At 60.5% G+C, this 21,413-nt stretch carries 19 protein-coding genes; 10 read left to right on the top strand and 9 right to left on the bottom strand.

Annotated elements, in window-relative coordinates; translation table 11 throughout:
- The first annotated feature begins 76 nt into the window (after positions 1–76).
- The 10 genes from HZB34_04655 (at position 77) to HZB34_04610 (ending at position 11,579) form a co-directional block, all read left to right on the top strand.
- The gene (locus tag HZB34_04655; GenBank protein MBI5315241.1) at positions 77–1,186 is read left to right on the top strand and encodes a hypothetical protein; all 1,110 of its coding nucleotides are present in this window, start codon (positions 77–79) and stop codon (positions 1,184–1,186) included.
- 701 nt (positions 1,187–1,887) lie between these two features.
- Positions 1,888–2,928, top strand: coding sequence for a hypothetical protein (locus HZB34_04650; GenBank protein MBI5315240.1), 1,041 nt, complete (start codon positions 1,888–1,890; stop codon positions 2,926–2,928).
- Between the two features lie 114 nt (positions 2,929–3,042).
- The gene (locus HZB34_04645) at positions 3,043–3,741 is read left to right on the top strand and encodes a transposase (protein MBI5315239.1); all 699 of its coding nucleotides are present in this window, start codon (positions 3,043–3,045) and stop codon (positions 3,739–3,741) included.
- Positions 3,742–3,818: 77 nt separating this feature from the next.
- Entirely contained in the window at positions 3,819–4,160 is a 342-nt protein-coding gene (locus HZB34_04640; GenBank protein ID MBI5315238.1) for a transposase, read from the top strand.
- 114 nt (positions 4,161–4,274) lie between these two features.
- Entirely contained in the window at positions 4,275–5,600 is a 1,326-nt protein-coding gene (locus tag HZB34_04635; protein MBI5315237.1) for an outer membrane protein transport protein, read from the top strand.
- A gap of 144 nt (positions 5,601–5,744) precedes the next feature.
- Entirely contained in the window at positions 5,745–6,176 is a 432-nt protein-coding gene (locus tag HZB34_04630) for a DUF3313 domain-containing protein (protein ID MBI5315236.1), read from the top strand.
- A 36-nt stretch (positions 6,177–6,212) separates the two neighbouring features.
- On the top strand, positions 6,213–7,817 hold the full coding sequence (locus HZB34_04625) for an arylsulfatase (GenBank protein ID MBI5315235.1): 1,605 nt from the start codon (positions 6,213–6,215) through the stop codon (positions 7,815–7,817).
- Between the two features lie 187 nt (positions 7,818–8,004).
- Positions 8,005–10,401, top strand: a complete 2,397-nt coding sequence (locus HZB34_04620) for an arylsulfatase (GenBank protein MBI5315234.1) — start codon at positions 8,005–8,007, stop codon at positions 10,399–10,401.
- 62 nt (positions 10,402–10,463) lie between these two features.
- Entirely contained in the window at positions 10,464–10,739 is a 276-nt protein-coding gene (locus tag HZB34_04615; GenBank protein ID MBI5315233.1) for a hypothetical protein, read from the top strand.
- 192 nt (positions 10,740–10,931) lie between these two features.
- The gene (locus HZB34_04610; protein MBI5315232.1) at positions 10,932–11,579 is read left to right on the top strand and encodes a hypothetical protein; all 648 of its coding nucleotides are present in this window, start codon (positions 10,932–10,934) and stop codon (positions 11,577–11,579) included.
- Between the two features lie 227 nt (positions 11,580–11,806).
- Here the strand turns inward: HZB34_04610 and pgl are convergent, their stop codons facing one another.
- The 9 genes from pgl to pgm all read right to left on the bottom strand — a co-directional run bounded on the left by pgl (position 11,807) and on the right by pgm (position 21,391).
- Entirely contained in the window at positions 11,807–12,490 is a 684-nt protein-coding gene (gene pgl, locus HZB34_04605) for a 6-phosphogluconolactonase (protein ID MBI5315231.1), read from the bottom strand.
- Positions 12,491–12,522: 32 nt separating this feature from the next.
- The gene (locus HZB34_04600) at positions 12,523–13,215 is read right to left on the bottom strand and encodes a voltage-gated potassium channel (protein MBI5315230.1); all 693 of its coding nucleotides are present in this window, start codon (positions 13,213–13,215) and stop codon (positions 12,523–12,525) included.
- A 97-nt stretch (positions 13,216–13,312) separates the two neighbouring features.
- Positions 13,313–14,182, bottom strand: coding sequence for a universal stress protein (locus HZB34_04595; GenBank protein ID MBI5315229.1), 870 nt, complete (start codon positions 14,180–14,182; stop codon positions 13,313–13,315).
- Between the two features lie 254 nt (positions 14,183–14,436).
- Positions 14,437–14,763, bottom strand: coding sequence for a type II toxin-antitoxin system VapC family toxin (locus tag HZB34_04590; protein ID MBI5315228.1), 327 nt, complete (start codon positions 14,761–14,763; stop codon positions 14,437–14,439).
- A complete protein-coding gene (locus HZB34_04585; GenBank protein ID MBI5315227.1) occupies positions 14,703–15,011 on the bottom strand; it encodes an antitoxin in 309 nt (102 codons plus the stop codon). The genes HZB34_04590 and HZB34_04585 overlap by 61 nt, the downstream gene beginning before the upstream one ends.
- A gap of 284 nt (positions 15,012–15,295) precedes the next feature.
- Positions 15,296–17,383 (bottom strand): transketolase, encoded by a 2,088-nt coding sequence (tkt, locus tag HZB34_04580; protein MBI5315226.1) that lies wholly within the window; start codon positions 17,381–17,383, stop codon positions 15,296–15,298.
- Between the two features lie 41 nt (positions 17,384–17,424).
- Complete coding sequence (gene pgi / locus HZB34_04575) at positions 17,425–19,065, bottom strand: glucose-6-phosphate isomerase (protein MBI5315225.1); 1,641 nt, start codon at positions 19,063–19,065, stop codon at positions 17,425–17,427.
- Between the two features lie 72 nt (positions 19,066–19,137).
- Positions 19,138–19,722, bottom strand: coding sequence for a histidine phosphatase family protein (locus tag HZB34_04570; protein MBI5315224.1), 585 nt, complete (start codon positions 19,720–19,722; stop codon positions 19,138–19,140).
- A gap of 7 nt (positions 19,723–19,729) precedes the next feature.
- Positions 19,730–21,391: a phosphoglucomutase (alpha-D-glucose-1,6-bisphosphate-dependent) gene (gene pgm / locus HZB34_04565; protein MBI5315223.1), complete on the bottom strand. Its 1,662-nt coding sequence runs from the start codon at positions 21,389–21,391 to the stop codon at positions 19,730–19,732.
- Positions 21,392–21,413: the final 22 nt, after the last annotated feature.

Below are 21,413 nucleotides of genomic sequence, written 5' to 3'. Positions count from 1 at the left end.
AGGTCTGGTTGACGCAGCTGTCCAAGTCTCTCGGCCGGCCTGGAGCTATTACGTCTTCCTGTTGGAAAGAGACCAGATGGTGAGAGCACACTTCGACAACCGTCTCCGGTCCGAGTGGTTCCGGCCATTGGCTGCAATGGCCATCCTGCTCAGCTTGAGCGGCTGTATGAACTTCGGGGCCTTGACGCTTGACCGTGATCGCTTTGACTTTACACAGGCCGTGGCCAATTCCTGGAAGCAACAGACCTTGCTCAATATCGTCAAGATACGCTATGCAGACACGCCGATTTTTCTCGATGTTGGTCAGATCGTCAGTGGTTACCAGTTGGTCAGCACCGTCCAAGCCGGGGGGACCGTCTTTCCCTCAGGGCCAACCCCCAACTTCTTCAATCTCGGCGCGCAGGGCCAGTACACGGATCGGCCCACCATCACCTACGTGCCGCTGACCGGATCTCAATTCATCCGCACCCTGATGACTCCCATTCCGCCGATCCGACTGTTCGAGTTGGTCGAGTCAGGGTATCCGATTGATATGTTGCTCAACGTGTGCGCACAGAGCATCAATGCGCTCTCGAACGCCAGAGGCGGAGGACGAGCGCGACCGGCGGACCCGGAATTCGCCAAGCTGCTCAAGTCCCTGCGGCAGATCCAGGAATCCGGCGCCGTCGGAATACGCGCCGAGCCCGAACAAGACAAGAAAGGTGGAGGCCTCGTCCTGTCTTTCCCCCTCAAAACCATCCCTCCGGAAATTCAGGCTGAGCGGGCCACCGTCAAACGCCTGCTCGGGTTGAATCCAGAGACAACGGAATTTCGGATTATCTACGGGACGGTGCACGAGCGGGATGACATCGTGGCCATCCAGACACGTTCGGGAATGCAGATCCTCCGAGAACTTTCATCACATGTCCAGATTCCTGAAGAGCACCAGAAGCAGCAGCGCGCATATCCGCAGGCGATGGTCTCGCCCGATGGGCAGGAAGCTCCCCCGCCGCTGATTCGGATTATGAGCGGAACGTCCAAGCCGGCTGAAGCCTTCGCGATTATTCGATACAACGACTTGTGGTTTTGGATCGATAACCATGATCTTCGCTCCAAAGGCACGTTCACCTTCCTCCTCATCTTGATGACCCTGGCTGACACAGGCGAGAAGGCCCCGTCGCCGATCATGACGATCCAGGCCAATTGAGCCACGGTCAATCACAAAATCAGGGTCAAAAACTTCCTGCGAATCACGCCGTGATAATGGAAATATAGGGACGGGCCCTCTGCCTGCACCTACCGCACAGAGGACATCACGATCACGGTATTCGCGGTGCTGTTCATCGGTGGTGACGCCGCGATCCGACAGCCTCGGAAAAGCAACTAGGCACGGGCCAGTACAGGCTTGGGCCGGGAGGCGGGGTGACGGTCCCAATGCCCCGGCTGCGCTCGTTGTTCTTTACACTGGTCCAAAACTTCAACTCCTTCGGAAGGGATCCGAGCCGGAACGACATCCACTTCATGCAAGTCCAACCGACCGTCAATACGATCTGGTCCAATCACTGGTGAACCACACCGTCGTTGACCTGGGACCTCGATTGGAACAATCGAGGTGGCGAATCGATTGACGGAATGGGCTTCACTGTGCAAAACAAAGGCGCATTAGCCCGCATTATTCATGACGGTTCGTCGCGAAATCGTGCAGTCGCCAAGCGAGACAGGCGCGCGGAGCCGCGAGGGAGGAAGGCATACTTGAAACAGTATGTTGACCGACCGAGCGGCGAGCCCGCCTGCCTGGACGCCAAGCCACCGCGTCCAGGCTTGTCGTAGCGGCGAATCCGCGATTGCAGCAGAAGCGCTCATGAATAATGCGGGTTAGGATATCTCCTGTTCTCGCCGATCAGCGCAATGGACGCGACACCGACCGGATACACTCAATCCAGACATTGCAGCCGAGACACGTGGGGCCGGATTGCAACCGTGGGTCTCGCTTCAGTTTTGTACGGATGGCTCGGAATAGGGAGTCTGCACGTTGCCCTAGCCCAGGAACCGTCGCGGGCACCTCAAGAGAGCGAACGTGGCAAGTCAGTTCAACAGGGAACGGATACTCCCGCCACAAACGAACCAGATGCAGCTTCGGAGCAGAAACGGGAAGATTCACCACGCGAACACCGGTTTCTCCCCCCAAGACTGAGGCCCAAACTGACTCAGGAAGAACTTGAGGAGGCCGAGCGACTCAGAGCGCTGGCCGCCAAGTATGGGACCGATCCGACCGCCATTGTGGGCCGTGTGCAGCTGTCCTCTCAATACGCAGACTTACCTCATGGCGCTCGGCTCTCCGATACCGTAGCCCGCGTGGACCTCCCGTTCCGGAGTAACTGGTTGCTCCGTGTGGACACTCCGTTCCACCGGTGGCTCGATCCCAATCGTTCCGGCATCAGCAGCGCCCAAGGCTTGGGCAACTTATCAGCCTTACTCGGGTGGCGCGCCTACAACACGCCGGAATACGCCTTCTTCATCGGCGCCGCCTCTACATTTCCCACCGCATCCGACAACTCCTTGAGCAGTGGAAAGTATACGGTCGGCCCATTCATCGCCACGGGCCGTTTCCTCCCTCAATGGGAGTCCTTCCTGTTCGGGGTGTTCCAACATTCGGTCTCAGCCGGCGGCGATCCGTCTCGAGCTGCGATCTCTCTGACTCAAGCGAATGTCCAGATCAATACGATCTGGGCTGACCGTTGGTGGAGCACCGTGCAAGGGGCGTGGCAAGTCAATTGGGAAATGAAAGCGAAGAGCAGCATGACGTTCGAAGTCGAACTTGGCCGGAATGTGGTGGGGCGATGGGGGATGTATCTGCGCCCCGGTGTTGGGATTTGGGGCAACGATGTCGCCGGAGCCTACGATTGGAATGTAGAGATCGGCACTCGCTACATGTTCAAATCGTTTTGAGCTCTTGGTCATCTCGCGCCATTGGTGATGTAATCTTCTCTGTGTAAAAGACGAAGGGTGTAAGCTGGGTTGCTGTCGAAGGCAAACCCATTCCACTCAAGGAGGCTTACACCCATGACGACGCTAGCACCGTGGACCGAGCAGTGGCAACACTTCACCTCCGAGGTCCGGGAGCAGTTCTGGGGCGACCTCGCCCAGCACACCCGGCAGAGTTGGCAAGACCTGTTGGGGCGGCTCTCCCTTGAGGCGCGGGATTGCTATCTCGGCGTGCGGGACTATGAACGGAGTCCGGCGCGGACCGATGCCCGGAACGGGTTTTATGAGCGGGACTTCGTGACACGCCTCGGCACGTTGCGAGTGTGGGGCGCCCGGACCCGGCACCGCGCGTTCCTGCCAGCAGGACTCGTGCGGGTGGAGCGCCGAGCGGCGGAGGTGTTGCGGTTGATTCGGGAAGCCTTTTTACGCGGGCTCAGTACGCGGGCCGTGGGCCGCATGGTCGCGCTGGTCACCGAGGAACCGGTCAGTGCCCAGACGGTGTCGCGGGTGACGCGAGATCTCGACCACGCGGTCGCCCAGTTTCATCAGGCCCCACTGGCCGATGAGTGGCGCTATTTGTTTCTGGATGGCGTGAGTCTGCGGGTGCGGCGGCCCACTGGCCGCAAGCGAGTCCAACTCCTCGTGGCCTACGGCGTTCGAGCGGATGGGACACGACACCTGCTTGGGTTTACCCGGAGTACGGGGGAGAGCCAAGCGGCCTGGGAAGGGCTCTTGCTGGATCTCTATCGGCGCGGACTGGAGGGCCACCAGCTCTAGCTCGTCGTGACCGATGGCTGTGCGGGGTTGGCCGCGGCCCTGCAGACGGTCTATCCCCGTGTGGCGCATCGGCGCTGTTGGGTGCACACGCTGCGGAATTTGCTGAGCATGGCCCGGCGGTGGCCCAGGCGCAGGCCTTCGCCCGTCGGTGGCGAGAGGGGTACCCGCAGCTCGTGGTCCGGCTGCTCCGGGATCTCCCCGAGTTGCTGGCGTTCTTCCAGTGTCCGCGGGCGCTCTGGCGCAAGCTGCGGACGACCAATGTGATTGAGCGGTGCTTCGTCGAAGTGCGACGGCGGACCCGCCCGATGGTGTGTCTCGTGAACGTGCAGAGCGTGGAGCGGATGATCTTCTCGATCTTCAACCGATTTAATCTGGAGTGGCGCCCACGCACCCTTCGCCAATTTACACAAGTCGCGTGACATCACCCGGGTGAGCGGAGGTTGTTACTTTTTTCTGAATTCGTGATATAAGACCCGCCCATGCAAGTAGACGCTAATGAAAGACCTTTAGGATATGTGACTACGAAGAGGTTTATGAGCGTGTATCGGCGAGTCGTTGTTCAAGTATCCGTCGGAGCATTTCTTCTGGCGTTGTTCCTTATCCCCGGGATGACTCATGCCGGAGGACTGTTCTTGACGGAATTCGGAACGGAGGACGTGGCCCTTGCGGGAGCAGGCTGGGCGGCGCGCGCGCAGGATGCCTCCACTTTGTTCAAAAATCCAGCCGGCATGAGTCGACTCGAAGGCAATCAATTCCAAGGCGGGTTGCAAGCCTTGTACTTCCAAAGCGGCGGGTTCAGCGGCACCAATACCCCACAGGGCGGGAATGGCGGCGGGAATCCGGTCGGTGTGGTGCCGGGTGCGAGCGGCTTCTATGTGCACAGCCTCGGCAAGGATTTCAAAGTCGGGCTCGGTATGCTGGGGAATTTCGGCTTGGGATTGAAGAATGACCAGGGCTTTGTCGGCCGCTACTATGTGAAGCAGGCGACGTTGGTCGGGATCACGTTTGCGCCGGTGGCGAGCTACCGGGTCAACGAATATATTTCCATTGGAGGCGGTCCCAACGTCATGGTGGCCTATCTGAAGAACACCGTGAACATCAACACCCTGGGCCAGGGCAACGGCGACGGGCAGCTGTATCTCTCGGATACGACCGCGGGCGTCGGCGGCCAGTTCGGCATCCTCGTCGAGCCCCAAAAAGGCACCCGCGTCGGCGTCACCTACTATTCTCCGATCAAATTGGATTTCTCGACCAGCCCCACCTTTTCGAACCTGGGGACGTTCGGGAGCACATTGCAAGGCAATGGTCTCCTGACCCGTAATATCGATCTGGGCATGACGGTGCCGCAGCATGTCATCCTCAGCGGCTATCATGAGCTCAGTGACCGGTGGGCGGTCATGGGCGACTTCGGGTGGGAAGATTGGAGTGATTTCGGTAAGGTCGACGTCTCAGTCTCAGGTGGGGCCAGTCCCACGTCGCTGACGACCACCAGTAACTACAACGACACCTATCACGTGGGGATTGGCACCCAGTACCGGCTGAATCCCGAGTGGTTGCTCAACGGTGGATTTGCCTACGATTCCTCGATGGTCAGCGCAGCGGATCGGACCTTGGCCGCTCCGGTCGGCGCGACCTATAAGTTCGGCCTGGGCGCCAATTGGCTGATGAACCCGAAGGTCAAATTGGGATTCAGCTACGAGCTGGCCTATATCGGTGATATGGCGATCTCGCAAAATCGCAGCTTGCAGGCCGGGGAAGTGACCGGCGCCTACAAGGACACGATGATGCATTTCTTCGCCTTTACCATGAACTGGGGATCTCAAGGGGTGATCTTCGGTCCCGGTGGCCAGGCGTCGTGACGACAAGGGGAGCCAGGATGCGTGACTGGCTCTAATCGAATGTCGGCCTAAACTACTACTTGAAAATAGTAACGTATTCCGCCAAGTTTCCACCCCCAAGTTGTTTTTGTTATTCATCGTAGACGAGAAAAAAGGAGGATTGAAATGGTTGCAACTCGATTCTTACTGTTGGGTGCGATCTGTGTGGTGGCCAAGAATTATCAGATGGTGCAGTCGCCAGGGCCTGACGTGATGCACGTCCGTATCGGCATTACCGAAGCCGGTAAAAACGTTCCGGTGGTGGATAACCTCACCGCCGCGTATCCGGCCGCCATGGTCCTGTCAAAAGGGAAGAAATACGTGAGCAGCACCGAGTCGTTTGTCGGCAAGGCGTCGATTGAAGCGGAAGCGACCGACAGTCAGACCGGTGAACTGCTGGCTGCCGGAGTCGATCGCCGGGGTGGCGGGAAATATGCCTGGAAGTCATTTCACCGGTGGGGCGATGTCGAAGAAGCTTATACCTATTGGGCCAAAAAGTTTGCCTGGCGGGCCTGCATGATGCGGGGCGACGCCACGTGCGAACTGCCGAAGGACTAGTGGATTGTTCGAATTGAAGCTCAGCAACAATTGAGCATGCGTTATGTCAAGAAACGCGCACGCAACACAAAAGGAGGAGCAGTCATGAGTCGTTTTCTTCAATGGTTCGTTCTCGTGGGAGCGATAGCGCTGGTCGCCGGCGCGCTCCCCGCGGTCGCCGCCGACAAGAAACCCAACATCCTCATCATCTGGGGTGACGACATCGGCTACTGGAACGTCAGCGCCTACAACCAGGGCATGATGGGCTACAAGACGCCGAACATTGACCGCATCGCGAAGGAAGGCGCGCTGTTCACCGACTGGTACGCCCAGCAGAGCTGCACGGCCGGGCGCGCGGCCTTCATCACAGGGCAAAGCGGCTTTCGCACCGGCCTGCTCAGGGTCGGCCTGCCGGGCGCCAAGGAAGGCTTGCAGGCGCGGGATGTCACCATCGCCGAGCTGCTCAAGGGCCAGGGCTATGCGACCGCCCAGTTCGGCAAGAACCACCTCGGCGACCGGGATGAACACCTGCCCACGGCCCACGGGTTCGACGAGTACATGGGCACGCTCTACCACCTCAACGCCGAGGATGAGCCGGAACATCCCGACTATTTCAAAGACCCGGCACTACGGAAGAAATACGCCACCCGCGGCGTGATCCATAGCTGGGCCAACCCGGACGGCACGCAAAAGATCGAGAGCGCCGGTGTGCTGAACATGAAGCGCATGGAGACAATCGACGACGAGATCGCCAAGGTCTCGATGGACTATCTCGACAAGGCCAAGAAGGCCGACAAGCCCTTCTTCCTCTGGGTGAATTTCACCCGCATGCACATCTGGCTGCGGCTCAAGGAAGAGAGCCGGGGCAAAACCGGCCTCGGCCCCTATCCCGACGGCATGGTCGAGCACGACGGCCACGTCGGCCAGGTGCTCGACAAGCTCAAGGAACTCGGCCTCGATGAGAACACCATCGTCATGTATTCCACCGACAACGGCGCGATGAAAGACGTGTGGCCGGAAGGCGGGCAGTCACCGTTCCGCGGCCAGAAGGCCACCAACTGGGAGGGCGGCTTCCGCGTGCCTACCGCCATCCGCTGGCCCGGGGTCATCAAGCCCGGCACTGTGCTGAACGACATCTTCGCCCACGAAGACATGCTGCCCACGCTGCTGGCCGCCGCCGGCGTCCCCGACGTGAAGGAGCAGTTGCTCAAGGGCATGAAAGTCGGCAACAAGACCTTCAAGGTCCATCTCGACGGCTACAACCTCACCGATGCGCTGGCGGGCAAGACGCCCAGCCCGCGCCATGAGTTCTTCTACTTCCTGGATGACGGCACGCTCGCCGGGCTCCGCTATGACCGGTGGAAGATCGTCTTCGCCGAGAAGCCCGAGTATGGCTGGCCTGTCTGGCAGGCTGAGCCTACGCCGCTGGCATTCCCCAAGCTCTTCAACCTCCGCGCCGACCCCTTCGAGACCGCGGATAAGGATGGCATGGACTACACCCGTTGGACCGCTGAGCACGCATTCGTGCTGGTGCCGGCGCAGCAATACGTCGGGAAGTTCCTCGCCACGTTCAAGGAATATCCACCGAGCCAGAAGGCCGGCAGCTTCTCGCTGGATCGAGTGCTGGAGTCGCTCCAGACCCCGACCAAGGGAGGCAACTGACACCACGCTCGAAATGAACTGCTGACTTGATCTGCCAGGCCGCACCCGTCACAACCGGGTGCGGCCCACACCAAAGAAATACCTGATGCAACAGCAGCAAACAGAGATAGCAGAGGCGAAAATGGAAATCTCCGTTACCTCCTGTTCAAGTTCTGAAAAACCAACCAACTATCGAAAGAACACAACCATGAAAACCAAAACCATGCTCGCCGTCCTCAGCCTCGTGCTGGTCGCGGCCATCGTGCTGCCGGCAGGGGCGCAAGAAGTCCTTCCCAGACCCGAACAACCCTTCAAGGGCGAGGTCGGCCGCACGACCAAAGACTCCAAGCTGGACTTCCCGCAAGAGGTCAAAGCGCCCAAGGGCGCGCCGAACATTCTGCTCATCATGACCGATGACGTGGGCTTCGGCGCGACCAGTCCGTTCGGCGGGCCGGTTCCCACGCCCGCGTTCGAGCGGGTCGCGCAAGCGGGGCTGCGCTACACGCAGTTCCACACCACGGCGTTGTGCTCGCCCACGCGCGCGGCGCTCCTTTCCGGGCGTAACCACCACTCGGCGGCCACGGGCGTCATCATGGAATTGGGCACGGGCTATCCGGGCTACAACTCGCTGATGCCGAAGAGCGCCGGCACCTTCGCCGAGGTGCTCAAGCAGAACGGCTACAACACCGCCTGGTATGGCAAGAACCACAACGTCCCCGACTGGCACACCAGTCAAGCTGGGCCGTTCGACCTCTGGCCCACGGGGCTGGGCTTCGAATACTTCTACGGCTTCATCGGCGGCGACGCCAACCAGTGGGCGCCGGCCATTTTTGAGAACACCAAACCCATCGAACCGCCGCACGATGCAAAGGACTACCACTTCGACAAGGACATGGCCGACCACGCCATCGCCCGCATCCGCCTGTTGAATTCGGTCGCGCCGCAGAAGCCGTGGCTGCAATACTACGCGCCGGGCACGGCGCACGCGCCGCATCACGCCCCGAAGGAGTGGATCGCAAAGTTCAAGGGCCAGTTCGACCAGGGCTGGGACAAAGTGCGGGAAGAGACCTTTGCCCGCCAGAAAAAGCTGGGCATCCTCCCCGCCAACGCCAAGCTGACGCCCAGGCCTGCGGAGATCGCCGCCTGGGATAGCCTCAGCGCCGATCAGAAGAAGCTCTATGCCCGCATGATGGAGGTCTATGCCGCCGCCCTCGCGCACGCCGACTACCAGATCAACCGCATCCTCGACGCGATCGAGGCGATGGGTGAAACGGAGAACACGCTCGTCATCTATATCCAGGGCGACAACGGCGCGAGCGCCGAGGGCACGCCGCAGGGCCTGCTCAACGAGGTGGCTATTTTTAACATGATCCCGGAGGCCTCCAACGAAGTCCTGCGTCGCATGGACGAGATTGGCGGTCCGACGACCTACAACCACTATCCCGTCGGCTGGGCGCATGCCATGGACACGCCCTTCCAGTGGGCCAAGCAGATCGCCTCGCACTTCGGCGGCACGCGCAACGGCCTGGCGATCTCCTGGCCGGCGCGCATCAAGGATCAGGGCGGCATCCGCACGCAGTTCCACCACGTCATCGACATCTACCCGACGGTTCTCGAAGCCGTCGGCGTGCAGTCGCCTTCGGTGCTCAACGGTGTGCCGCAGAAGCCGGTCGAAGGCGTGAGCATGGTCTATTCGTTTAACGATGCCAAGGCCCCCTCGGCGCGCCGCACGCAGTACTTCGAGATGTTCGCCAACCGTGCCATCTATCACGACGGCTGGGTCGCCTGCACCACGCCTGCGGTTGCGCCTTGGGTCATGGGCAAAGCCCCGGCCGTGGACGAGTACAAGTGGGAGCTCTACAACGTGGCGGAGGACTTCAGTGAATCGGTCAACCTCGCCGGCAAAGAGCCCGCCAAGCTCCGCGAGTTGCAAGACCTCTTCTGGATCGAAGCCGCCAAGTACAACGTGCTCCCGCTCGACAACAGCAAGGTCGAGCGCTTCGACGTCAGCCTGCGTCCCAGCCTCACCCACGGTCGCTCCGTGTTCACCTATTACGACGGTCAGACGCGCATCTCCGAGGGCGTAGCGCCCGACCTCAAGAACAAGTCCTGGCGCATCGGCGCGGACGTGGAGATTCCCCAAAGCGGCGCGGAGGGAATGATCGTGACGCAGGGCGGACGCTTCAACGGCATCGGCCTCTACCTGCTCGGCGGCAAGCCGGTGTTCCACTACAACCTCGTCGGCGTCACCCGTACCACCATCGCCGGCCCGGACAAGCTCGCGCCGGGCAAGCATGTCATCCTGCTGGACTTCAAGTATGACGGCGGCGGCATCGGCAAAGGCGGCACGGCCACGCTGACGGTGGACGGCAAGCAAGTCGCCCAGAGCCGGATCGAGCGCACCATCTCGCTCCGCGTCGCGCTCGATGAAACGCTGGATATCGGCGAGGACACCGGCACGCCGGTCAGCGAGGACTACCACGTGCCGTTCAAGTTCACGGGGGACCTCAACCGCGTCGTCATCCGGCTGAGCGACTCCCCGCTCAGTGCGGAAGACGAGGAGCAGATCCGGCGGGCGAAAGCCGCCATCAATGTCGGACAGTAAGCGACGACGCGCCTGCGTCCGCCGTCACAAGGCGGCGGGCGCAGCAGCCAACAGACAGAACAATGAAAACCACCCGCACACAAAACCTCATCGCCGCCGCGCTTGTTAGCGCGCTGGCTTTCACCGCAACCATCGCCCACGCCGCAGACGTGCTCCCGTCCTGGAATGACGGAACAGCCAAGAACTCCGTTGTTGAATTCGTCGCGAAGGTGACGAAGGAAGGTGGATCTGATTTTGTGCCACCTGCCGAGCGCATTGCCGTGTTCGACAACGACGGCTGTCTTTGGGCCGAGCAGCCGATGTATTCCCAGGCGCTCTTCATCTTCGACCGTATCTAGGCCCTCGCGTCGCAGCATCCGGAATGGAAGGACAAAGAGCCGTTCGCCTCCGTGCTCAAAGGCGACCTGAAATCCGCGCTCGCCGGCGGCGAACACGCGCTCATGGAAATGGCGATGGCCACGCACGCGGGCATGACGACCGAGGAGTTTGAGAAGATCGCGAAGGACTGACTCGCCACGGCGAAGCATCCCGTGACCCAGCGGCCTTACACCGAAATGGTTTATCAGCCGATGCTCGAAGTGCTCGCCTACCTGCGCGCGAACGGCTTCAAGAACTTCATCGTCTCCGGCGGTCTACCCGAAAGGGTTCGCCCTGATGTGGCGCACCACCCGCACATCACGCTGATCCAGCGTTTTGTCCGCACGGCGGATCTCGACCAGGTCTATGCCGCCGCCGGCAAGGTACTCGCCGACGCCAATGTGACCGCCATGAAGCTGGAGGCCTTCAAGTATTACTATGCCCTGGGCAAGGATGTTGGCATTGCGGGCATTGTCGACAGGCCGACCCCTGAGTTGCTCAATTTGCAGCAGGACGTGATCGCCGCTGTGGCCCCGTTCACGGTGGAGACTGGAACCATGGCCGCGTTCGTCAGTGTGCACGACGACCCCGCCCTCGACGCGCTCCTGATCCAATATGTGTCGGCGTTCGTTCCCAAGAATACCGGCGAGCATTTCAGTCCGCACGTCAGCACCGGCGTCGCTCCCCGGGAATACCTCGACAAAATGCTCACCGAACCGTTTGAGCCGTTCACCTTCTCGCCAGCGGGTGCGTCCGTTTACCAGCTAGGTCAGTTCGGCACGGCTGCGAAGAAACTCAAAGAATGGGATTCGAAGCCCTGAAACGCCTGTCAGGAAAGAGGCAGAACCGCGGACGGGTAGCGAGCTTCTTGACTTGCACCAGAAGTTCATCAGGGAGATTGATACGACTGCGCATGCGGCAATTCATGTTGGATAAGAATGCTGATGTCGTTGCGACTCTTGCTGACCCTTTGCGCCGGTGTACCTCGTTGAAACCATTGGTGCGCCCGGCAGGAATTGAACATGTGACCTACGGGTTACGAGCCCGATTATGCGGCCGCTGTCCGGTCGGCCAGCACAAGCGCTTGGGTTTGGTGAATACGGCCGGCCGGAATCGACAGGTCTCCGTCGCGCAGGCGGGCGAGCATTCCGGCCTTCTCGCTGCCGGTTACCAACCACAGAATACACCGCGCACGATTGAGGATGGGATAGGTCAATGTCATCCGGCGCAGTCCCTGGTAAAGTCCGGTCAGTGCGACATCGGTGTTGGTCGCGTCGAGCACGGAGTCGCCAGGCACAAGTGACGCCGTATGGCCGTCAGACCCAAGCCCGAGATGGACCAGATCAAGCACCGGCGGCGAGCCGGCGAGTTCTTGAAGCGTCGCGGCATATTGTGCGGCAGCAGCCTCCAGATCGGCGGCTTCCACCGGCATGGCATAAATGTGATCCATCGGAAGCGGCGCGTGTGTGAGCAGACTGTCGCGCAGATGCGTAAGGTTACGATCCGGGTGCCCGGCCGGGGCCACTCGTTCGTCCACTTGCACCACATGCACCTTCTCCCACGGCATGTCCTGATTTGAGAGCGCGCGCAACATCATCCGGGGCGTGCGGCCGCCGCTCACGGCCATGATAAAGCGTCCGCGCGCGGCCACGCCTGACCGAGCCTTCTCGGCAATCATCGAAGCCGCCGCTCGGGCAACTGAATCGGCGTCGGCCAGCACGTCAATCTTCATGAGGTGCCGTCATTGTTGGAGCGTCTCTTGCATCATGATTGTTTATCCGCGATCGGTTTATCCACGACCGGATAGACGCCGGTCAGGCGCGCGATCAGAATGGCGACAAACATCACACCGGCAATCATCTCCAGGATTGTCAGAAAACGGGATTGCACCAACGCAGGAGTAACATCGCCGAATCCAGCAGTCGTGAGCGCCACGAAACTGAAATAGATCAGTTCCGCCATGTCGAGAGCCTTTGGCGTTCCCCCGAACGCATAGGCGCCAGGGTAGAAGTACTGTGTCACGCCGTGCAGTTGTGCCCAGAAGATGGCGACCAGTATGTATGCAGCCACGGCGCCGTACAGCTTGTCCGAGGTCATAAAGTCCCGTCGGAGTACATAATGCAGAAGCCTGGCGAGGATGAATACATAGAAAACGGCGTTGAAACCCCAGGTCAAGACGAGGTACCCTGGCTGGCCCGACTCCAGCGCCAGGAATCGAAAGACAATCGCCGGCAGAACCAGGATCACAGCAATGACAAACATTATCCGCGAGCGCCCCATTGCCGCAACCGCGGTCAAGAGAATGGTGACGTTGATGAGAAACAGTATCACAGGGCCGTGAGTGGCCTCGCTCAGGAACGGCAGCGCGACAAGCAGAGCGAGCAGCGCCAGGAAGAGAAAGAAACAGCGCTGCTCGGGTATATGCGCCAGGCGCTCGTTCAGCGTTTCGTTCGGCATGACACATGATCCTTCCCGTGATACGGGATGCGAGATGCGGGATATCCCATATCGCGTATCCCCCATCCCGTCTTGTTCGCATCCGGTCGAATTGCCCCTACAGCACAGACAAGACCCGGCTTTCGTCCGGAATGGCCAGTAACGGGCAGCCGCAGTGCCGGAGCACTTGTTCGCTATTGCTGCCTCGCAGGGCGTCGAGAAAACCTTGCCGCCCCTCGGTGGACATGACGATAAGATCGGCCTCCATCCCGCGAGCGATCTGCAAAATCACCTGCGTGACATCGCCCTTCTGTGACATCTTCGTCCATTCCCATCCCGGCAACTCGGGACAGTTGACCTGGGGCATTTCGCTCTCGTCGCCCACATAAAGGATAGTGAACTGACCGGTGGAACAGTTGAGCCGTTGCGCGATCCGGACAGCGGCCTGGATCGCGGGCTGTGCCTTCGGAACCGGTGCGACAGGGATCAAGATGTTCTTGAGCGACACGGAGCCGTCTTTCAACGACACAAACCCCTCCACGCCTGCGGGGATGAAGAGTGTCATCTGATGAGATTTCCTGGACACAGGTTTCGCGACGGAGTTCTCCAGCCATAGGACTTGCCTTTTGTCCTGTTGCGTGGCGAGGACAATCAGGTCGCTGGGCTGATGCTCAAGAAATCCCAACACCGATTTCACCGGATCCTTGTCCTGAGCAATAACTTTCTTGACCTTGATGCCCAGCTCCGGTACGGCAGACTTCGGGCTGTCTTTCGGCAGTAGCCCCCACCGCTCGAGTGTCTGCCTCACGCCGGGAAACTCAGTCCAATTCTCCTTCCGGTCCGGCGACACGTGGAAAATGGTGAGCGTGGCCTTGGCGATCAGCGCGGCTTTCAATGCGTGGGCGAAGGCGGTTTCGCTGGCTGCGCTAAAGTCGGAAGGATGAAACACGTGCTGCAGAATCGGCAGACTCAGAGGCGTCTTGTTCATGAAGCTCCTCCAGCTCGGTCGGCCAATACCTAGCAGGCTGTTGACACACAGAGTACGCGTCGCCTCTTCGCTCGCTGCGGCCTTGCTGGACGGCCTTTCTGAACAGCCCGCAGGCCATTCAGCTTCCGTCAGTGATCTCAGACGTGGTGTCGTTTCCGGTGTCGTCATCTCGTTTGTCAACACACTGCTAGCACAAATACGATTGGAAAATCATGAATCCGGCCGGAGCCATCAGCGGCTCCCCGATGCCTTCGCTAGACCCAGTTCTCAACGCGTAGCCCGGGGACGCGCCGAAATTCTCGCGCATTGTTCGTCACGAGGCTGAGCGCGTGAGCGGCAATTAAGAGATCCATCGATCCGATCGGCGTCCCCTTCTGTTCAAGCGTTGTGCGGAGTCGTCCATAGGCGGCTGCTGCGTCTCGGTCGAACGATGCCACTTCGAGTGGAGAGAGAAACTGGGCGAGGGCGAGACGATTCTTCACGGCATGCCGGCTCTTACTCACGCCGTAATCAAGTTCCGCTACGGTGATACTGGAGATCCCGATGTCACCGACCGGATGCGAAAGGAACCGTTCGAGCACGGAAGGAGGCTGCTGGGCCGCTTCCGCTTTTGAACGGCAGGTTGCCGACGCCCCTGTGCCATGAAGTCTGCCGTGAACTTCTTCAGACTGTCCATGAGCGGCGCCCACGAGAGTTTTTTCGGACGAATGACGAGGGTATTGCCGCGTTGCCGAATCTCGACTTCGTCGCCATCCAGCTGGAACTCCCGCGGAATTCTGACAGCTTGACTATTCCCGCTCATAAAGAGCCGTGTTTTCTTTGTGGCCATGGGGGCGCCCCCTCTATATCTTATGTATATACGCGATGATATACAGGTCTGCAGATTGAGTCAATCGATCGTCCGGCTATCGATATTCGCCTCAAACAGGTTGTGTGCAGTGCCGGCTACTTCGCTTGTCCGAGCCCGCATTATTCATGAACGCTTCTGCTCCAATCACCGATCCGCTGCTGCGACGAGCCTTCGGCCGGCGGGCTCGCCACTCGGACCCTCACCGTACTGCACGAGTACGCATCGGGTCCTCAGGGCTCCGCGCGCCGGTCTCGCGACGCAGCTCAGCGATTTCGCAACGAACCGTCACGAATAATGAGGGCTAGCTGCTGCATGGCGGCATCAATCACACGCTCCTTCGTGAAGCCAAACTCCTTCTGCAATACTTTCAGTTGAGCCGACGCCCCGAATGTCGTCATGCCGACGATGGCGCCCGTCGGGCCGACGTAGTGTGCCCACCCGAAAGTCGAAGCCTGTTCAACCGCGACGCGAGCCGTCACCGCCGGCGGCAGGACTTGGTCGCGATAGGTTTGGTCCTGCTGCTCGAACAGTTCCCACGAAGGCATACTCACGACCCGAGCCTTCAGTCCTTCGGACTTGAGCTGTTCGTAGGCTGCGACACAGAGCGAGACTTCACTGCCGGTTCCGATAAGGATCACATCGGGCTTGCCGCCGGCGGCATCGGCCAGGATATAGGCTCCCTGCGCCAGACCGGCCGCGGAAGCGTATTTCGTGCGATCCAGCGTCGGCACATCCTGCCGGGTGAGCATGAGCGCCACCGGCTCGTGATGCAGATTCATGATCACGCGCCAGGCTGCCACGACCTCATTCGCATCGGCCGGCCGTAGGACAATCAGCCCGGGCATCGCGCGCAAGGAGGCGAGGTGTTCGACCGGCTGATGGGTCGGCCCGTCTTCTCCCACGGCAATCGAATCATGCGTGAAAATATGAATGACCGGCAATTCCATCAGTGCGCCAAGCCGGACCCCGCCTCTCGCATAATCACTGAAAATCAGGAATCCGGAACCATAGGCCCGGACCTTCACCAGGGCCATCCCGTTCAGGATCGCCGCCATCGCATGCTCGCGGATTCCGAAGTGGAGATTGCGGCCACCGGGAGTCTCGACTGAGACATCGCCCGCCCCTTCAAACGTCAACCGCGTTTTGACCGACGGGGCCAGATCCGCCGACCCGCCCATCAACCAGGGCACGCGCTTTCCAACCGCGTTCAACACCTGCCCGGACGAGACCCGCGTGGCCAGACCCTTGGCGTCGGCCGGGAAGGCGGGCAGGTCCTTGTCCCATCCCTCGGGCAACTGCCGGTGCTGCATCCGGTACAATTCATCGGCCAGCTCCGGGTACTTGGCCTTGTACTCTGTGATCCGCGTGAACCAGGCGCCGCGGAGCGTCTCCCCTCGAGCGCCGATCCCCTTCCGGAAATGCTCAGCGACGCCGTCGGGAATATGGAATTTGGCATCCTCCGGCCAACCGTAATTTTTCTTGGTCTTTCGGATTTCCTCTTCGCCGAGCGGCTCTCCGTGAGCCGCCGAGGTGTCTTGTTTGTTGGGCGCCCCATACGCGATGTGGCTGTCCACGATGATCAGAGTCGGCCGGCCTGTCGTCTTCTGGAAGGTTCGAAACGCCCGCTCGAGCATCACGAGGTCGTTGGCGTCACCGACGCGGGTGACGTTCCAGCCATAGGCGATAAACCTGGTTGCGACATCGTCCGAGTACGCCAGCGCGGTGTGGCCTTCGATCGTGATGTGATTGTTGTCGTAGATCCAGCAGAGGTTCGAGATGCCCAAGTGTCCGGCCATCGAGGCGGCCTCGTGAGAGATCCCCTCCATCATGTCACCATCCCCGCACAAGGCATAGACGTTAAAATTGATCAGGTCGTCGAAGCCGGGCCGGTTGAAATGCTCAGCCATCCAGCGGCCGGCCAGGGCCATGCCGACACTGTTCGAAATCCCCTGCCCGAGCGGTCCGGTTGTGGTTTCGACCCCGGAGGTCCAGCGGTATTCCGGATGACCGGGGCAGCGGCTCCCCAATTGACGAAACTGCTTGATGGCCTCCAACGGCACCGACAGTTCACCGAGGGTTTCGTACTCTTTGCTCACGGCCTTCACCCCGGTGAGATGAAGCAGGGAGTACAGCAACATCGAGGCGTGACCGATGGACAGGACAAAACGGTCCCGGTTGGGCCAGATCGGGTCTTGCGGATCGAAACGGAGAAATCGCTGCCACAGGCAATACACCACGGGGGCCAAGGCCATGGGCGTCCCTGGATGGCCTGAGTTGGCCTGCTGAACGGCATCCATGGACAACGTGCGGATCGTGTTGATGCAGAGTTGATCAAGCTGTTCACCAGTCATCGCAAGCCTTTCTGGTTATCTGTTGTTGGCGGAACGAGGTGTCAGCCCGGCAGGCGAAGCCGGCGATAACGCCGGATCAACGCGTTGGTCGAGCTGTCGTGCCGGAGATCGGGATCCGTCCCGCTCGTCAATTCCGGCGTGATCCGTGTGGCCAGCACTTTGCCCAGTTCCACGCCCCACTGGTCGAACGAGTTGATACGCCAGATCGTGCCCTGGACGAAGACCTTATGCTCGTAGAGCGCGATCAACTTCCCGAACATGTCCGGCGTCAGTTGCTCGACCAGGATGGTATTCGTCGGGCGGTTGCCCGGAAACGTCCGGTGCGGCACCAGGGCCGGAGACGCTCCTTCCGCCTCCACTTCCGCGGCAGTTTTGCCAAAGGCCAGCGCCTCCGTCTGCGCAAACAGATTGGATGCCAGCAGATCGTGATGTTGCCCCATGGGATTGAGCGACCGGCAGAAACCAATGAAATCGCATGGGATCAACCGGGTGCCCTGATGGATCAACTGGTAGTACGCATGCTGGCCGTTGGTGCCGGGCTGCCCCCAAATGACCGGGCCCGTCTGGAAATCAACCACGTTCCCATCGCGGTCCACGCGCTTCCCGTTGCTCTCCATGTCGAGCTGCTGCAGATAGGCGCTCAGCCGCCCGAGGTAGTGATCATAGGGCAGAATCGCCTGGGACTCGACGCCGAAGAAATTCACGTACCAGAGTCCGATGAGCCCCAACAGCACGGGCAGGTTCTTGTCGAACGGGGCGGTCCGGAAATGCTCGTCCATGGCATGGTACCCGGCCAGCATCTCGCGGAACCGTTCGGGCCCGATGGCGACCATCAGCGAGAGACCGATGGCCGAGGGCAGCGAGTAGCGGCCTCCGACCCAATCCCAGAATTCGAACATGTTGGCGGGGTCGATCCCGAATTTTGCGACTTCGGCCGCGTTCGTGGACACGGCCACGAAGTGCCGGGCCACCGCCTTATCGCTCTTGAGCGCTTGCAGACACCACGTACGCGCGGTCTGCGCGTTGGCGAGAGTCTCCTCCGTGGTGAATGTTTTTGAGCAGACAATGAACAAGGTCTCCTCAGGATCGAGGTCCCGTGTCGACTCGGCGACATCGGTCGCATCAACGTTCGAGACGAAACGAACCGTCAGCGCGCGATCGCTGTAGGCCCGCAACGCCTCGTAGGCCATGACGGGCCCCAGGTCCGAGCCCCCGATGCCGATGTTCACGACGTTGCGAATGCGCTTGCCGGTATGGCCTTTCCACTGGCCGCTGCGCACAAGGTGTGCGAAGCCGGCCATTTCCTCAATCACCGCATGGACCTTCGGCACCACGTTTTCGCCGTCCACTGTAATGGTGGCACCGGCGGGGGCGCGCAGCGCGACGTGGAGGACCGCGCGATTCTCCGTCACATTGAGCTTGTCGCCGCGGAACATCGCGTCGATTGCGGCGCGCAAGCCGGCGGCGTTGGCAAGGTCGAGCAGCAACCGCATCGTGTCATCCGTGACGCGATTTTTCGAATAGTCGAGATAGATGCCCTGCGCCTCGCACACCAAGCGCGCGCCTCGCACGGGATCTTTCGCAAACAGATCCCGCATATGCAGGGTCTTGATCGCCTCGTAATGCTCACGAAGGGCGTTCCAGGCAGTGCCTTGCGTGAGTGGAACTGCGCCGCTCGTCATCGCATCACCTCCTTAGCATTCAGACAGTTCCCCATATGATCTCTTTTCCTGACACCGTCGCGGCGCGCTCGCTCAGAACTGAACCGGCGCGTTCCATCGCTTGATCGCCGGAATACCGCGGTAGTAGCTCAGGATGTTCATTGTGGCCGTATCGAGCAAAAAGCGCTGGCCTTCCGAAGGAGGGAGGCCCAGCCAGCGAGCCCCAAAGACTCTGAGCACATGCCCGTGGGCGAACAAGATGACATTGCCCTTGACGGCGCGCGCTTTCTCAATCACACGATCGACCCGTGCGCCGATTTCCCCCGGCTGTTCTCCGCCCGGGCCGCCATCTCGAAAGAGCAGCCAGCCCGGGGCCGTCGCATGGATCTGGCCTGGTGTCAATCCCTCATAGTTCCCGTAGTTCCACTCCACCAGATCGGGCTCGATCTGTGCCACATCCCCGAAACCGGCCAGCCGGCAGGTATCCCTGGCTCGTTGCAAGGGACTCGTCAGGGCCAGCGCGAACGACTCCTTCGCGAGGATCGGCAGCAGGAGTCTCGCCACCTGTCGGCCGTTTTCCGTCAGCGGGATATCGGTGGTCCCTGTGTGTCGTCCGTTGAGACTCCACTCGGTTTCGCCGTGACGCACGAGAAACACCAGTTGCGCTGGAACAGCCATAGCAAATCTACCGATTGCGGCTCCCGGCCCCAGCCAGGGCATTGTTCACGATCTGTTCGGCTTCCGTCACGATCGTCCTTAAGTGACGCTCGTCCTTAAAGCTCTCTGCATAGATTTTGTAAATGTTCTCGGTGCCGGAGGGCCGGGCCGCGAACCAGCCGTTCGCGGTGATGACCTTCAATCCTCCGATGGAGGCGTTGTTGCCCGGCGCCTTGGTCAGCTTGGCAGTGATCTGGTCGCCGGCGAGCGTCGATGCCCTCACAGCATCGGGCGACAACTTTCCCAGCCTTTCCTTCTGCTCGGGTGTGGCCGTCGCATCAATGCGTGTGTAGAGAGGATTCCCAAATTCAGCCGTCAGTTCGCGGTAATGTTCCCCCGGATCTTTGCCGGTTCGAGCGGTAATCTCGGCCGCGAGCAGGTTCATGATCGGACCATCCTTGTCGGTCGTCCACACTGTGCCGTCGCGACGGAGAAAGCTTGCTCCGGCGCTCTCTTCACCGCCGAAGCAACAAGAGCCGTTGAACAGGCCCGGCACAAACCACTTGAAGCCGACCGGCACCTCGCACAGCCGGCGGTCGAGTTTGGCGACGACACGGTCGATCATGCCGCTCGACACCAACGTCTTGCCGACCAGCGCGTCGGCAGGCCACTGAGGTCGATGCGTGAGGAGATAGCGAATGGCCACGGCGAGATAATGGTTGGGATTCATCAGCCCGGAGGACGGCGTGACGATCCCGTGGCGATCCGAGTCCGGATCATTCGCAAAGGCGAGGCGAAACCGGTCTTTCAGGCCGACGAGGCTTGCCATCGCATAGGGACTCGAGCAGTCCATCCGGATCTTGCCGTCGTGATCAACCGTCATGAAGGAGAAGGTCGGATCGACTTTTTGGTTCACGACGGTGATGTTCAGCTTGTAGATTCGATTGATCGGCTCCCAGTAATGAACCGCGGCGCCGCCAAGCGGATCCACGCCCAGCACGAAGCCCGCCTCGCGGATGGTCTCCATGTCGATCACGTTCCGAAGATCATGAACATAGGGCAGGATGTAATCTTCCTGGCGCGTGGTTTCCGCCTTGAACGCCTTCTCGAACGGCACGCGCTTGACGCCGGCGTTGCCTTCTCGCAGCAAATCATTCGCACGATCCTGCATCCATTTCGTCACATCGGTATCGGCCGGTCCGCCGTTGGGCGGGTTGTACTTGATGCCTCCGTCCTCCGGCGGGTTATGCGAAGGCGTGACCACGACCCCGTCCGCGAGATGCTCGTCGCGGCCGCGGTTGTAGACCAGGATGGCTCGTGAGATGACAGGCGTGGGTGTCACCCCGTCGTCCTTCTGGATGACGGTGTGCACGTTGTTCGCCGCCAGGACTTCGAGCGCCGTTCGCTGAGCCGGCCCGGAGAGCGCGTGCGTATCCTTGCCCATATAGAGCGGGCCGTCGGTGCCCTGCCCGCGCCGGTAGTCGCAAATGGCCTGCGTGATGGCAAGAATATGCGCCTCGTTGAACGAGCCGCGGTGCGACGAGCCGCGGTGTCCGCTCGTCCCGAAAGCGACCGCCTGGTTGGGATCTCCCATATCCGGCTTGCGCGCGTAATAGTCCCCTTCAAGCCTGGCCAGATCCACCAACATATCTCTGGTTGCCCGTTTACCTGCGAAGGGTGAAATCGCCATGGGCCTTAATCCTTCTTTCTGG

The sequence above is a fragment of the Nitrospirota bacterium genome (genome assembly GCA_016219645.1).
Lineage (GTDB): Bacteria > Nitrospirota > Nitrospiria > Nitrospirales > Nitrospiraceae > Palsa-1315.
Note: the sequence above shows the minus strand (reverse complement) of the source record. Positions and strands in the feature narration are given on the sequence as shown.

Excerpts from the sequence above, each read along its gene's own strand:
- pgi (MBI5315225.1), bottom strand. The coding sequence starts at position 19,065 with ATGACGAGCGGCGCAGTTCCACTCACGCAAGGCACTGCCTGGAACGCC.
- HZB34_04625 (MBI5315235.1), top strand. The coding sequence starts at position 6,213 with ATGCGTTATGTCAAGAAACGCGCACGCAACACAAAAGGAGGAGCAGTC.
- HZB34_04620 (MBI5315234.1), top strand. The coding sequence starts at position 8,005 with ATGAAAACCAAAACCATGCTCGCCGTCCTCAGCCTCGTGCTGGTCGCG.
- HZB34_04650 (MBI5315240.1), top strand. The coding sequence starts at position 1,888 with ATGGACGCGACACCGACCGGATACACTCAATCCAGACATTGCAGCCGA.
- tkt (MBI5315226.1), bottom strand. The coding sequence starts at position 17,383 with ATGACTGGTGAACAGCTTGATCAACTCTGCATCAACACGATCCGCACG.
- HZB34_04600 (MBI5315230.1), bottom strand. The coding sequence starts at position 13,215 with ATGCCGAACGAAACGCTGAACGAGCGCCTGGCGCATATACCCGAGCAG.
- HZB34_04585 (MBI5315227.1), bottom strand. The coding sequence starts at position 15,011 with ATGGCCACAAAGAAAACACGGCTCTTTATGAGCGGGAATAGTCAAGCT.
- pgl (MBI5315231.1), bottom strand. The coding sequence starts at position 12,490 with ATGAAGATTGACGTGCTGGCCGACGCCGATTCAGTTGCCCGAGCGGCG.
- HZB34_04570 (MBI5315224.1), bottom strand. The coding sequence starts at position 19,722 with ATGGCTGTTCCAGCGCAACTGGTGTTTCTCGTGCGTCACGGCGAAACC.
- HZB34_04615 (MBI5315233.1), top strand. The coding sequence starts at position 10,464 with ATGAAAACCACCCGCACACAAAACCTCATCGCCGCCGCGCTTGTTAGC.
- HZB34_04645 (MBI5315239.1), top strand. The coding sequence starts at position 3,043 with ATGACGACGCTAGCACCGTGGACCGAGCAGTGGCAACACTTCACCTCC.
- pgm (MBI5315223.1), bottom strand. The coding sequence starts at position 21,391 with ATGGCGATTTCACCCTTCGCAGGTAAACGGGCAACCAGAGATATGTTG.
- HZB34_04595 (MBI5315229.1), bottom strand. The coding sequence starts at position 14,182 with ATGAACAAGACGCCTCTGAGTCTGCCGATTCTGCAGCACGTGTTTCAT.
- HZB34_04635 (MBI5315237.1), top strand. The coding sequence starts at position 4,275 with ATGAGCGTGTATCGGCGAGTCGTTGTTCAAGTATCCGTCGGAGCATTT.
- HZB34_04655 (MBI5315241.1), top strand. The coding sequence starts at position 77 with ATGGTGAGAGCACACTTCGACAACCGTCTCCGGTCCGAGTGGTTCCGG.
- HZB34_04630 (MBI5315236.1), top strand. The coding sequence starts at position 5,745 with ATGGTTGCAACTCGATTCTTACTGTTGGGTGCGATCTGTGTGGTGGCC.